Here is a 14104-nt window from a genome sequence, read left to right as displayed (position 1 = left end):
TTTGAGAACTAAACAGAAGCGGGTAGTTTTCGTGCATACCCCAAACCCGATGATACCGCCAACCGACCTTCGTTCAGAGGCCTCAGCTGATTCCAGTAATGATAATTTTATTCAGCTGCCACCTAAACCGTCTATTCAAAGACAATTTCCGAAACAACCATTTACCAACATTGCCATAGCTGCCTCGGGCGGTGGATTTCGTGCCGCGTCCTTTCTGCTTGGTACGTTATCATATTTACAACACGTTCGTTTTCAGGGTGAACCGTTGTTAAAACAGGTTACGTACATAGCCAGCGCATCGGGCGGCTCACTGGCATCGGCTTTCTACCGACGGTCGTTGCTGAAAGGTCAGTCATTTAGTGAATACTTTAAAACGATCCACAATTTCCTGAATGGGACGGAAACGCTGAAGGACGTAGCGACGCTTCTGGCCGATGATACGAAATGGCCGGCAGGAGGCAAGCGCCGAAACCTAATCAATGCCTTTGCCCGGGTGTACGACCAGAAGCTGGAGGGAATGACACTGGGTGATATTTACGGAGAAGATCCGGCCATTCCGATCCGGGAAATGTGTTTTAATACTACTGAGTTTTACCGGGGCCTGTGGTTCCGGTTTCAAACCCAGCAATCGGGTACCCCTAATACCATTGGTAATAAGTTTCTTAAATTCAAGCCAGAAGGCCTTGACACAGCCAAAAAAGTAAAAATTGGCGATATTATTGCCGCTTCTTCATGCTTTCCGGCGGGCTTTGAACCGATGCGCTTTCCAGACGATTTCTCCCACGATACTCTCACCCGACAGGAGTTACGGACGGCCATCGAGTTTCCGGATCGGCTACCAGAGGAACAGCAGATATTTGGGTTGATGGACGGCGGTATTGTTGATAATCAGGCCATAGCCAGTATGGTTGAAGCCGACCGACGACGTAGTAAACGGCTGGACGCCGGATTCAATCTGGCCATTATTACGGATGTATCTAATAAATATATTTCTCCTTTTGTGCCTAGACAGCTGACAACTGAAGGCTCAGACTGGCAGGCAAAATCACTTGCCGACTATTGGCGTTCAGTTCAGAATAAATTGTCCTGGGGTATTTACGCTGGCATTCTCGGTTTGCTGTTGTTCGCTGTGAGCCTGTCTACACTAATTTTTGCTCCCAAGGACTGGATGAGAATTACGGGAGCCTTGTTTGTATTGCCTACGCTTGCCGCCAGTTTGCTCGGTTTCTACGTAAATAAAGTGGCGAGAAAATCTAAGGAGTGGCTAGATCAACTACGGAAGACAATTGTCAAAAAAGTGTCAATACTATCCGACGATACTATATGGCCAGTATCGACTTTTTTTACGAATCTGCCGTTAGGAACCCTGATCGGAATGCTTACCGACCGGCTCGGATCCATCGTGATTTTGGCGAGTGATCTGTTTCTTAAACGCATCCGCCGGGCCGACTATAATCGCTTATACGAAGATCCTGTCTGGCAGTTTCGGCTGGCCTCTAATTTTATTTACGATCTCAGCACCGAAAACAAGTCGATTCCCAAAGAAAAAAATCGCAAAAGTGATAAACCCGACAAAGCCCAATGGTGCAAAGAACTTACCCCCTCAACTAAACTATCGGATGTAGCCGAGAGAGCCCGGCTAATGGACACAACTCTTTGGTTCGATGAGGCACACCGCGAGCGTCTGGGTGACGTAACAGCGACTGGTCAGTTTACTACGTGTTATAACCTCATGCAATACATTTGCCGACTCCAGAAAGAAACAAAAGCCTACGACCGATTATCTGATGACGTGAAGCAGGCTGTTGACGATCTACGAACACATTTACTGGCTGATTGGAATCGGTTTCAGAACGATCCATTCTGGCTTTATAACCAATACAATCAGAACAACAGATAAAGCCCTTCGGTATGAACAGGTTATTTCCCTACCGAAATCAGGTTGGCGAACAGGCGATACGCCCCTGGTACACCGGCGGGTAATTCGCGGAAAAAGACAAGTCCCGTAAATACGTAGTGACCTTTGCCGTAAGGTGCATAAATCAGACTGCCTTCCTTATCGGCTTCGTTCTGGTCGTGCATTGAGAAGAGGGGTGTATATTGTTTGTCCCAATCCTGAGCGAAATAAAGACCACGCTCTTGAATCCATCCCGAAAAATCGGCGTCACTGATTTTGTTAGGATACGTCATGAGTCGGTGCTGTGGATTCAACATCGTTACCTTAGCATCCTCTTCCGTGACGCGGTCACGCCCGACTGTAAATGAGTATGGGCCTATCTGATTTACTTTCAGGCCGTTCTGAATAAAACCTCCACTACCTGGCGTTACGTACTGCACCACCAACGTACCGCCGTTTTTGACGTAATCCATCAGTTTTGGCTGGTATAGGGCTAAATATTCATTGGTATTATAGGCGCGAACACCCGTCACGATGGCATCGTAAGCCGACAGATTACCACTCAGTTCGGCCGGTCCGAGCAACGTAACACGGCAACCCATCTGCTGAAGAGCGGCTGGAATTTCGTCACCTGCACCAGCGATATAACCTACATTTTTGGCCGTTACTTTAATGTCCAGCTTTACCAACTTCGCTTCGGCAGGCGGAAATAACGTTTGCGTCGGGATGTGCGGATAGGCAATCAGTCGCAGGCCCGTTGTGAACGTACTACCATCAGCCGTAGTCATTGAGGCACGTAGCGAACCCGATTGTGCCTGTCCTTCAGGCTTTATTGTAAATGAAAGCCGTTGCTCGTCCCCTTTGTTTGTTAGCGAAAAAGCCTGCGAAGCGGGTTCAATGCGCCAGCCAGCCGGTACGTCGATTTTTAGTGTCCCAGCTACATTAGCCCGGCCTGCTTTCAGCACGATATCAGCAGTTTTTGGCGAGTTATCAGCAAAGGCATAAACACGATCAGTCAGGTTGGCCGTAACCGCAGGCTGAATAATAAACGGGCGATAAATTTCTCCATCGACCGGATCGGTCATCTTGTAAACGACGGGCCGACTGAACGTAAAGCGTTGGCCTTCCAGCTCAAACGTATAGTTCGCCGTTACCGCCGGTGGATTTTCGGGCAAACCAATTAGTTGCTGTTTATCAACCTGAAACAATCCCTTATCGATTGGTTTTTCGAGCCAATAAGGTTGTGAAATTTTCGCCATTTTGGGAATCGTCAAACTAGTCGGCAACAGTACTACGTCATTTGGCTTCAATGGCAGATTGAGGGTTGTGTCTTTAAGCGCCGGAGAATCATTGGCAACGTAGCGGACACCAACCAGCCGAATGGGTACGTCGGTTCGAGTTACTACGTTACTGGTCAGGCGGATGGTTTCGCCGGGGGTGGCTGCATAACTGGTCGGGTTGCTTTCGAAATAGAGCCCAAGGCATTGCTGGATGAGTGTTTGAACCTCCTGACGTTTTGCTTTTACGTAGAGGTTGGACGTATCGAGCCTACTAATTGCCCCATATAATTGCACTAACGCCGGTACCGAAGCGGCTGGCTGATCGGGCCGGAACGTAGCAATAAGCTGACTCACCTGCGTCTGAACGGTTTCGCTATTTTTGACCCGTTTCCAGCTGGTATCAACACCATCAAGTAGGTCTTTTTCAGCAGGTTCGCCACCTTTCAGCAGCAGATAATCCACACGAGCTCCCCGGTTGGCCGCTACGCCAAACCCCTGGCTTTTGTGCTGGCTCCGGCTTTCAGCGGCAATTTCTCCATATGATTTGCCTAATAATGGATTGTATAGCCCCGTTTCGACACTAATTAAATTACCTGCTTCATCGGGTTTTTTGTTGCTTAAAAAAGCTCCCGGAATAAATACGTTCCAGAGAATGCGTCGGGGTTGCCACGGCTTTACGAAGGCGAGTTGCTCAGGAAATGCTTTAGGGTCGTTGGCAATTTTGAACGCTTCCTCGGCCAGATAACCCGATGCGCTGTGGTGTCCGTGACCGGCGCGGGCGTCGGGCGGAAAGCGGGTGATAATTACGTCGGGTTGGTATTTTCGGATGGCCCACACTACGTCCGCCAACACTTTTTCCTGTCCCCAGGTACGTACCGCTTCATCCGTTGACTTCGAGAAACCAAAATCATAAGCCCGGCTGAAAAACTGGTCGGGACCGTCGACACGTCGAGCGGCCAGCAACTCCTGCGTCCGAATGACACCAATGTTTTCTCCCTGCTCGGCTCCGATAAGATTTTGTCCTCCGTCACCCCGCGTCAGCGCCAGATAACCCGTTCGGACGAGTCGTTCTTTAGCCAGGTAAGCCAGCATGAGCGTATTTTCGTCGTCCGGATGAGCCGCTATGTACAAAACAGATCCTAGTACGTTGAGCTTTTTAATATTTGACAGAATTTCGCCCGGAGGAGTGGGTTTAATTGGTCCATACGGCACCTGAGCGAATGATTTGAACGCGAAAAGAAAGCTAAGAAAGAGAACAGCGGTAAATTTAGGAAGCGACACAGGCTACGTATATTAGGTGTACTGACAAATTTACAATTTATAGAAGAACAGAGTTCAGTTTCACTTAAACTGGCCCGAATTTGATTACGTAGTGCTACGTCAGCGGCTGATATAGGCGCCATACAGATTCGCTCGCCCAAAGCGAGATGGCATCTGGTGAATCTTCTCGATAGTCGAATAACCCGCTTCTTCGAACAATTTTGTTAGCGATGCGTAGCTCAGTGGATAAGGTACCCACGGATTGGGTGTATCCATGTCATATTCGACCAGCAAAAAACAACCATTTTCGCTCAAATGCTGGCCTGCTTTCCGGAGAAAACTCGGTTTGTCAACAACGTAGTGAAGCGAATTGGCCATTAGCAGACCATTTAACGTAGCGAATGGCCATTCGTTCGTAACGAAATTTTCACAAATCGGCTCAATAAAAACTCCACTATAATCAGAAATGCTACGTAGTGCTTTCGGATCAGTATCCAGCGCAAAAATGTGGCTTGCCGATGGAAGCAGGGTTGCAAGCGCTTGCGAAAAGAGTCCGGTTCCGCAGCCCAAATCGGCCCACGTAGCAGGTTTATCGGTTGTTATTGCCTCATGCTGGATTAATGTAATGGCTTCTTGTAGCTGCATGATTTTACTTTCGCACAAGCGGATGTTGGAGATAGATAATAACTAATGAAAGCAGGAAAAAGGCAAATCAATCCGTATACCTTTCATAGCGCGATCCCGAAGATGGAAGGCAATTATGAGTAGCATTCCGGTTGCCGTAATGAAATTAGCCCATATAAACGTTTGCGGAAACAGCACCAGCACGGCGCCCAGCATGGTAATGAAGCCTACGATCAGGAGGCCGGTTTTGCCGATGGCCCATTTGCTGAACATCGCCGTTATTTCGGGTTTTCCACTCAACATGGCCCAGCCTTGTTTAAGCCCCATATACAGGGCGAAAAGGATTAGCGCCGTGTTTAAAATTTTAAGGGCGAATGTCATTGACGGGAAGCGTTTGGAAGGAGGATTATCTCGATAAGTCTACGAAAAAGTTGCCCTTAAGCCAAATTAGCCGTATAGCCGTGTCATTTTGGGCTTAGACTCCTAAAAAAAACGTACTTATCCTCAAAAAAAGTCAACAGACAGGGTTGAGTCCGTTGGCTTATACTTGGCAAAGGCTATCTTTGCGGGCAATTTACTTTTTTCAAACCTATACGAAGTCGATGAATAATAGTCTTTACATCGTCCCCTTTTTGGGTCTGGTGGGTCTGGCGGTTATGTTCGCCAAATTCGTTTGGGTATCGCGGCAGGAAGCCGGCGACGCCCGAATGCAGGAAATATCAGGATATATAGCCGATGGGGCTATTGCCTTCCTCAAAGCGGAATGGCGTGTTCTTATCGTCTTTGGTATAATCGTAGCCGCCTTGCTGGCCTTTGCCGGAGCGCAGGTCGAAAACTCTTCCTGGGTCATTGGTATTGCCTTTGCTTTCGGCGCTTTTACGTCGGCACTGGCAGGCTATATCGGTATGAAAGTCGCCACGCAAGCGAACGTACGAACCGCGCATGCAGCCCGCACGAGTCTGACTCGCGCGCTGGACGTATCGTTCACCGGGGGTTCGGTTATGGGTATCGGCGTAGCAGGTCTGGCCGTTCTGGGGCTCAGCGTATTGTTCATCATTCTGTATAATACGTATGTCAGTACAACCGGCGACATGAACGGTCTGCCGATGGAAAAAGCACTTGAAGTACTGGCGGGTTTCTCGCTCGGCGCCGAGTCGATTGCTTTGTTTGCGCGTGTGGGTGGTGGTATATACACCAAAGCTGCCGACGTAGGCGCTGACCTGGTTGGTAAAGTAGAAGCCGGTATTCCGGAAGATGACCCGCGTAACCCCGCTACCATTGCCGATAACGTAGGTGATAACGTGGGTGACGTAGCCGGTATGGGCGCTGACTTGTTCGGTTCATACGTAGCAACGATTCTGGCAACAATGGTGCTGGGACGTGAAATTCGCATTCCTGAAGCGGCTAATATCACAGGTCACGCTCCGATTGTTCTGCCTATTCTGATTGCTGGAATGGGGCTGATTTTCTCGATTTTAGCTTGCTATCTGGTACGTGTTAAAGACGATAACGGCAATGTACAAGGTGCCCTCAACATGGGGAACTGGGGTTCGATTATCCTGACGGTTATTGCTTCTTATTTTCTGGTTGGCGCGGTCCTGCCCGATACGACGATGGAAATTCGGGGTGTTGAATTCAACCGGATGGATGTTTTCTACGCCATTCTGACGGGTCTGATTGTTGGCGCGTTGATGTCTACGATTACGGAATATTACACCGCCATGGGCCGTCGTCCGGTAATGTCTATCATTCGGCAGTCGGCAACGGGTGCTGCTACCAACATCATTGGTGGTCTGTCGGTAGGTATGGAATCGACGGTGTTGCCAATTCTGGTTCTGGCGGCTGGTATTTATACGTCGTATCATTTTGCTGGTCTGTATGGTGTAGCTATTTCAGCGGCTGGTATGATGGCGACTACGGCTATGCAGTTGGCCATCGACGCTTTTGGTCCTATTGCCGATAACGCGGGTGGTATTGCCGAAATGAGTTACCTGCCCGAAGAAGTTCGGGGACGTACTGACATTCTTGATGCGGTTGGTAACACGACTGCTGCTACGGGTAAAGGTTTCGCCATTGCGTCGGCCGCTCTGACTGCACTGGCTTTATTTGCTGCCTTTGTCGGAATTTCGGGCATTTCATCCATCGATATTTACAAAGCCGACGTACTGGCTGGTTTGTTCGTGGGCGCCATGATTCCCTTCATTTTCTCGTCGCTGGCGATTGCGGCTGTAGGACGTGCAGCTATGAAAATGGTAGAAGAAGTACGTCGTCAGTTCCGCGAAATTCCGGGTATTTTAGAAGGAACCGGCAAACCCCAATACGAAAAATGCGTGGCGATTTCAACCCAGGCATCTATTCGCGAGATGGTACTGCCAGGTGCAATAGCCCTGAGCGTACCGGTTATCGTTGGTTTCATTTTCGGCCCCGAAGTACTGGGCGGTTTGCTGGCCGGTGTAACGGTTTCGGGCGTTTTGATGGGTATTTTCCAGAACAACGCCGGTGGGGCCTGGGACAACGCTAAAAAATCGTTCGAAAAAGGCGTTGATATTAATGGACAGACGTATTACAAAAAGTCGGAGCCGCACAAAGCATCGGTAACCGGCGATACGGTTGGTGACCCATTCAAAGACACGTCGGGCCCATCGATGAACATCCTGATTAAGCTGATGTCGATTGTGTCGCTGGTAATTGCGCCTTACATCGCCGTGCAATCGTCTGAAACGCCGGGTTACAATCTGGAAGGTAAAGAAGCTGCCGGAACAGAAGTTCCTCTCGAAGAATCGACCGCAGCTGATAACGATAAAGTAAGTACGCCAAACGCAGAACTGGGCAAATTCAGCATTCAGAAACTAACGAGCGGTGTTGAATTGAACATTCCTGAGTTTGGTATCGAGAATAAACTGCTCACCTTCATCAAAGGTGACAAGCCCGTTGATAAAGATACCTGGTTCGATTTCGACCGGCTTCTGTTTCAGACGGGTAGCGCGGTACTGGAGCCACAATCGCAGGAACAGTTGAAGAATATTGCCGAAGTTCTGAAAGCCTATCCCAGCGTGAACGTAAAATTGGGCGGCTATACGGATAACACTGGCAAGGCCGCCAGCAACCTCAAACTGTCGCAGGACCGCGCCAATTCGGTACGTGCTGAACTGGAAAAAATGGGTATCGATAAAGACCGGCTGGAAGCAGAAGGTTACGGCCAGGAACACCCCGTTGCTTCGAACGATACGGAAGAAGGTCGCCAGCAGAACCGCCGGATTTCGATCCGCGTTACGAAGAAGTAAAACACGTAGCATTTTAAATTTCACAGCAAGAGGCCAGTTCGTTTGAACTGGCCTCTTGCTGTTTATAACGTATTGCCCGGCCAGGATTCAATCTTACAATTCAATCAGCAATTCACACTATTGGTAATGAGATACTGCTACTTCAGCGGTCGACTGCTTTTAATACGTGACTTGTGGGCAGAGATTTGTCATGTCAAGGCAAGCTCCTGACTTCACAACATGAATTGTACGACAGAAAACGTATTTCTGAATAGGGGATAATCAATTCTGGATGGTCATTGTCGTACGATGCGAACAGTAAACAACATGAACACGACAAATTTACTTCCATCCACTACGTTACTACGCCGGTTTTTGCTGCTGCTTGGCAGATTTGCCAACGTACCATTTCAATTTCGTTTACTGTTATTTATTCTGCTGATCTCAAGTCAATTAGTTGTACGTGGTCAGTCAGCAGTAAGCCCTGGAACGATTTCAGGAAAGGTTACCGACAAAAACACTGGTCAGGGCATTCCGTTTGCTTCAGTTGGTGTGAAAGGCAAAACCGTTGGTACGCAGGCTGATGCCGATGGAAATTTTCAGCTCCAGCTACGTCAACCTGTTGATACGTTGGTGATTTCAGCACTTGGTTACCAACTTACAAAAGCAGCCGTTACTACGTCCAGACTCAACGTAGTGATGGAGTTAGCTGCTGCTACGTTGACCGAAGTGGTAGTACGTGCGGGCGAGAATCCGGCTTTCCGCATCCTGCGAGCCGTTCACGAACACCGTAAACAAAACGATTTCAGCCAATTACGTGGGTATGAATACGAAGCTTACAGCCAGCTTGGAATTAGTATCAACCAACTCGACGAGCGTTTCCGTCAGCGCAAGCCGATACGTGCCGTTCTGGAAGCACTGGAAAAGAAACAGGGTGGTAAAAAGACGGATGAGCTACCCGTTTTTCTGTCTGAAACCATCTCACGGCTGTACGCCCGTCAGCATCCGCAACGCACCAAAGAGAAAATTCTGAAGACGAATATTAATAGCGTTGGTATTACCGACGATAGCTACGTAGCGCAGTTTACTGGGGCAGGCTTTAATACACTCAATTTTTATAAAAATCAGGTTGGCTTATTTAGTAAAGAATTTATTTCTCCACTGGCCGACGGTGGTCGTTCGGCCTATACGTATTTTCTGGCCGACACTGCGCAGGTTGGTCAGCATAGTTGCTACGTTGTAGATTTTGACCCCAAAAACGAACGTGATCTGGTATTCCGGGGGAAAATGTGGATTGATACGTTAAGCTATGCGCTGGTTCGGATTGATGCCCAGGTGGGCAGGGCGGCCAATATAAATTTCATTAACCAGGTCGATATCGAACAGACATACGAATTAGCTTCTGACACCGAAAATGCTTGGTTACCAGAGTCTACACACGTGACGGCCCAGGTTGGTGAGTTGGTTAGTCATACATTTGGCGCTACCGTCGATTTTTTGACTACAGTTCGTCAACCACTAATTAATCAGCCTAAAGACCTTGATTTCTTCGTCACCGAAGTAGAACTGGCTGAAGATCGTGCACAATCGCCGGCTGACTATTGGCCTGCCCAGCGGGAGCAATCTGACTTGTCGAAACAGTTTGAGCACACTCGCGCGCTGCTGGATACCGTCCGGAATCTTTCTATTGTGAAGACGTATACTAAGGTTGGGCAGTTTTTGCTCAATGGCGGTAATCTGCCGCTCCTGCGTGGTGTTGAGATCGGTTCACTATATTCACTCTGGGCGCGAAATTCGGTTGAAGGTAATCGGCTACGTTTAGGTATACAGACGAACAATATGTTTAGCCGGACCTGGCAGCTATCGGCTTATAGCGCGTATGGAACGCGGGATAAAATTTGGAAAACAGGCTGGGAAGTCAATTTCATACCGAACCGTCGCCCAATGACACTGTTAACCCTGCGACACAACTACGAATTAGAACAACTAGGTTTGCGGCAGGAAGATTTAATTGATAACTCGTTTTTTCGAATCACCAGCCGATTTGGTAAGTACCGTCAGGCGTACTATCAGCGCGAAACTTCGCTGACTGCCCAGCGTGATTTTGGAACAGATTTCACGCAGACGGTGGGTTTACGACTACGTACCATGCGTTCAGTAACCTCCAGCTTCCCAAATCAGGTTGATGAACCCTATCATCCTGCCTTGAATAGCCTCAATATTCAGACTAACGAACTGTATCTGGAAACTCGATACGCTCCGGGTCGGCTACCTGCCCGACGTGTCACTAGCCGCAGGATTCGACGTCGCCCGACGGAATCGGCACCCATTATTACGTTACGTTATACGCTGGGAAAAGCTGGGAAACAGACCGGTACGTATCATAAATGGCAGATTCAATTAGACCACGCCCTTCGCTGGGGAATAGCTGGACGTACACAGTACACCGTGCGTGCCGGATATACCCCTTCTACACTCCCCTACCCGCTGTTAGAGGCCCATTTAGGCAACCAGACGCCTTTTTATAACCGCAACGCGTTCAACCTGATGAACTATGCCGAATTTGTTAGTGATCGCTACGTTTCGCTGGCGGTCGAACACAAGTTTGAAGGGCTGATTACAAACCGTTTACCCTTAATCCGGCGGCTGGGTTGGCGGTCGTTTGTAACAGGCAAGGTGCTCTGGGGGCAGCTTAGTAACAGTAATCGTGCACTGATTACTACAAATGAAGGTGAGAATCGAGGTGTTTTGCCCATTCATTCATTGGGACAAGTACCTTATGCTGAAGTAGGTTACGGGTTTGATAACGTATTTAAAGCGTTACGTATCGAAGCAATCCATCGATTAACATATCGGCAAAATCCTAACGTAACACCGTTTGCCGTAAAGCTATCGCTTCAGGTTAGTTTGTAAAATAGGCTAAATGCTATGAAACTGATACGTATAGTCGGATTATTGGCTGGATTACTATTCGGAAGCTTTCTACCATCTCAGGCGCTAAGGGAGTTGATGCCCGTACCCGACTCATCACCGAATCAATTATTTTATTTGCAACGTAGCAAAGATGCCAACACGGTGATATATGAAGCCCGACTAACGGCTAACCATAAATTAGATCCTATTAAGCCTATGGATGTTTACTGGATACGTTACGCCGAGAAAGGTCAGCGTGAGTCTTTGTCGGCTATTCAGTGGAAATTAGCTTATGGATATACACATAAACCAACGTCCTCTTCTGATACGTATGATATTCACTTACACGCCTTTAAAGAGCGGCCACTTCAGATCATGTATCATCAGGGAAAGCCAGTAGCTACTCTGCTGATCAACGGGCAGCGGGCCTGTTTACAGAAAGTTTTTGTTCACGTTGATCCAAAACCCCATTTTATTCCGCATGTTACGTATGTAGACATGTTTGGTACGTCTCTAAAAACCAACCAGCCCGTATATGAACGTATCATTCCTGAAAATCAATAATTGCCCGAGCAATGTTTTCAGTAACGTACTGCTAACTAGCCATTTATTCTCCAGTGTTAATATTTAATTGTTAGACTTTTATTAGAAAAAATAATCCCCATCGGACGTATCCGGTGGGGATTTCAATTTTCATAGACGTTGAGTAAATAAGGGATGAGTATCTAGTACTCAATTAGTTCACTTTAGCTGCAGATTTAGCATCATCAACGCCAGACTTTGCGTTTTGAGCTACCTCATCAACTTTATCATTGTATTGATCTTTGCCCTTTTCAAAAGCTGATTGAGCCTGATCTTTATATTGACCATATTGTTCTTTGGCTTTGTCGGCATACTGATTAACCTGCGATTTAGCCTGCTCAAATCCGTCTTTCACCTGAGCTACGCCCTTTTCCCACTGATCTTTCAAATCGCCAGAACGTTTGTTGGCTTCTTCAGATAATTTTTCGCGGGTTTCTTTGCCACTACGTGGAGCAGTCAGAATTCCAATGACGACCCCCGTGAGGATACCTGTTAAAAAATCGCGTGTACTTCTCATAATTTTATAGTTTTGAGTGATTGGTGATTATTATTTTACCTTACGTTTTGCCTGACTTACAACCTCCTGTGCTTTTTCAGAGGCCGAATCAACGTAATCATTATACTGTTGTTTGATACTGTCTAAGCCAGTTTGTAATTGATCCTGAAGATCTTTAAAAAATGAGTCTGTTTCTGACGTGATGCGTTTCCGAGTTTTTTTGCCACTTTCAGGGGCGAGTAAAACACCAATTACAGCACCTACTGCCAAGCCGACTAAAACTCCTGGTAATGATCTCATGGTCTGTCTAGTTAGTAAATGACTTTAACGATTCAATATTAGCAACCTTATAGAAAATTTTATACCACTATCGAAAATAAAACATAAGTCACTGTTAATAAATACTTTACCACTGGTATGTTACGTATTTGATTCAGCACGTGTTGAGGACTTTTTTCTACAAGGGCGTCCACGTTTTACCCGATTCTACTTTATTCGCTATGTATTGGTTTGACTATAACCTGTTGCAAAACATGCATAACCAGCTTTAAATCCGAAACAGGCCAAGTACGTCGATCAGTTAAAATTACACACAAATAAAAATCCCCGCGCTCAATCTGGCGCAGGGATTCCGTACCCACCGTAACTTGTACTTAACCTAAAATAACGTTGCAGTAATAAACTGTCTAATTTTTTATCGCCAAGGCCTGTATTAGGCCGACATATCATACTTCACACTAAACTCCACGCCCTTGAATTAGGCGAAGGAGTATGGCAATCACGGCAATCACTAGTAAGATGTGAATCAAACCACTCCCACCGATCCCGGAACCTAGAACTCCTAGGAAGCCAAGCAGCCAAATAATAATCAGCACTACGGCGATTGTGTAAAGAAGGTTGCCCATTTTATATCGTGAGTAAATCAGAATTAAACATCTCGCAATTACCGGAATAGGAGAAAAATTTGTGCCAATTTCAAAAAAAAGCAAACAGATTCTGGAAACTCAGCCTTATTCACTTGTAAATGAGCTTTAAATACAAATAAAGCCGTTTTTAGAAGTACAATATGCCTTTTCTATACAGTGTGGGAATTGTAGATAAATTTCCACACATGTAGAATGATTGTAGAAAAATGGCTCAATTTAGAGACGTTTAGAAGCCATAATTCTGTTGAAACAATGAAATTCAGAGCCAATTTTTTAAATATAAACGGTTAATTCATTGGTTTTTCTCGGTTCTCAATACATTATACGTATCAAGACAGCGATTTCGGCATCATATTTTATATGAGATAGCTAAGTAAGTTATGAAAATGTAATTATCGTGTTTAGAACAATGATTGGGGCTAGCACAAGACAACAGTATAGGCCAATGGCGATTACAACAAATACGGCAGCATCGAAACGTGTATTAATTATCGATGATGAGGCAGATATTTGTTTATTGTTGTCAGGTTTATTGCGTCGGCTGGGATATCAGCCAACGTGCGCCCATTTTATCGAAGAAGGTAGGCAGTGTTTACACTCACAGCAGTTTGACGCTATTTTTCTAGATCTAAATCTGCCGGATGGGCTGGGTTTTGACCTGCTTCCATCGATCCGGGAAGAGCAGAAGGTTGCTAAGGTTGTTATGATCAGTGCCTTTGATGGGCAAACCGAACGTCGGCGGGCGACTGAGCAGGGAGCCGACTATTTTATTGGAAAGCCCTTTACCCGGCGTTCCGTTGAAATGGCTTTGCAAACCGTTGAGGTTTGAGTAACTTTGTTTATACAGCTATTTTAGCTCTGCT

At 46.8% G+C, this 14104-nt stretch carries 11 protein-coding genes; 5 read left to right on the top strand and 6 right to left on the bottom strand.

The features are described 5' to 3' along the window. The first annotated feature begins 49 nt into the window (after positions 1–49). Positions 50–1900, top strand: a complete 1851-nt coding sequence (locus ACYVF1_RS28030; RefSeq protein WP_461085234.1) for a patatin-like phospholipase family protein — start codon at positions 50–52, stop codon at positions 1898–1900. A gap of 20 nt (positions 1901–1920) precedes the next feature. Here ACYVF1_RS28030 and ACYVF1_RS28025 read toward each other — a convergent pair whose 3' ends face one another. The 3 genes from ACYVF1_RS28025 to ACYVF1_RS28015 all read right to left on the bottom strand — a co-directional run bounded on the left by ACYVF1_RS28025 (position 1921) and on the right by ACYVF1_RS28015 (position 5442). Next, on the bottom strand, positions 1921–4458 hold the full coding sequence (locus ACYVF1_RS28025; protein ID WP_461085232.1) for a PIG-L family deacetylase: 2538 nt from the start codon (positions 4456–4458) through the stop codon (positions 1921–1923). A gap of 99 nt (positions 4459–4557) precedes the next feature. Continuing rightward, positions 4558–5082: a class I SAM-dependent methyltransferase gene (locus tag ACYVF1_RS28020; RefSeq protein WP_461085230.1), complete on the bottom strand. Its 525-nt coding sequence runs from the start codon at positions 5080–5082 to the stop codon at positions 4558–4560. 42 nt (positions 5083–5124) lie between these two features. After that, on the bottom strand, positions 5125–5442 hold the full coding sequence (locus ACYVF1_RS28015) for a hypothetical protein (RefSeq protein ID WP_461085228.1): 318 nt from the start codon (positions 5440–5442) through the stop codon (positions 5125–5127). A 221-nt stretch (positions 5443–5663) separates the two neighbouring features. On the opposite strand from ACYVF1_RS28015, the gene ACYVF1_RS28010 reads away from it, so the two are divergent. From ACYVF1_RS28010 to ACYVF1_RS28000, 3 genes are all read left to right on the top strand, one after another. Next, entirely contained in the window at positions 5664–8345 is a 2682-nt protein-coding gene (locus tag ACYVF1_RS28010; protein WP_461085226.1) for a sodium-translocating pyrophosphatase, read from the top strand. Positions 8346–8651: 306 nt separating this feature from the next. After that, complete coding sequence (locus tag ACYVF1_RS28005; protein ID WP_461085224.1) at positions 8652–11237, top strand: DUF5686 and carboxypeptidase-like regulatory domain-containing protein; 2586 nt, start codon at positions 8652–8654, stop codon at positions 11235–11237. 15 nt (positions 11238–11252) lie between these two features. Continuing rightward, positions 11253–11801 (top strand): DUF4833 domain-containing protein, encoded by a 549-nt coding sequence (locus tag ACYVF1_RS28000; protein WP_461085223.1) that lies wholly within the window; start codon positions 11253–11255, stop codon positions 11799–11801. Positions 11802–11973: 172 nt separating this feature from the next. On the opposite strand, the gene ACYVF1_RS27995 is transcribed toward ACYVF1_RS28000, so the two are convergent. The 3 genes from ACYVF1_RS27995 to ACYVF1_RS27985 all read right to left on the bottom strand — a co-directional run bounded on the left by ACYVF1_RS27995 (position 11974) and on the right by ACYVF1_RS27985 (position 13220). Next, positions 11974–12336: a YtxH domain-containing protein gene (locus ACYVF1_RS27995; protein ID WP_461085221.1), complete on the bottom strand. Its 363-nt coding sequence runs from the start codon at positions 12334–12336 to the stop codon at positions 11974–11976. Positions 12337–12366: 30 nt separating this feature from the next. Continuing rightward, complete coding sequence (locus ACYVF1_RS27990) at positions 12367–12615, bottom strand: YtxH domain-containing protein (protein WP_461085219.1); 249 nt, start codon at positions 12613–12615, stop codon at positions 12367–12369. A 437-nt stretch (positions 12616–13052) separates the two neighbouring features. Then, a complete protein-coding gene (locus ACYVF1_RS27985) occupies positions 13053–13220 on the bottom strand; it encodes a lmo0937 family membrane protein (RefSeq protein ID WP_461085217.1) in 168 nt (55 codons plus the stop codon). Positions 13221–13686: 466 nt separating this feature from the next. Between ACYVF1_RS27985 and ACYVF1_RS27980 the strand changes: the two genes are divergently transcribed. After that, positions 13687–14070 (top strand): response regulator transcription factor, encoded by a 384-nt coding sequence (locus ACYVF1_RS27980; RefSeq protein WP_461085215.1) that lies wholly within the window; start codon positions 13687–13689, stop codon positions 14068–14070. Positions 14071–14104: the final 34 nt, after the last annotated feature.

Source organism: Spirosoma flavus, assembly GCF_054778555.1.
The sequence above is the reverse complement of the archived record's forward strand: the minus strand, read 5'-3'. Positions and strand labels throughout refer to the sequence as shown.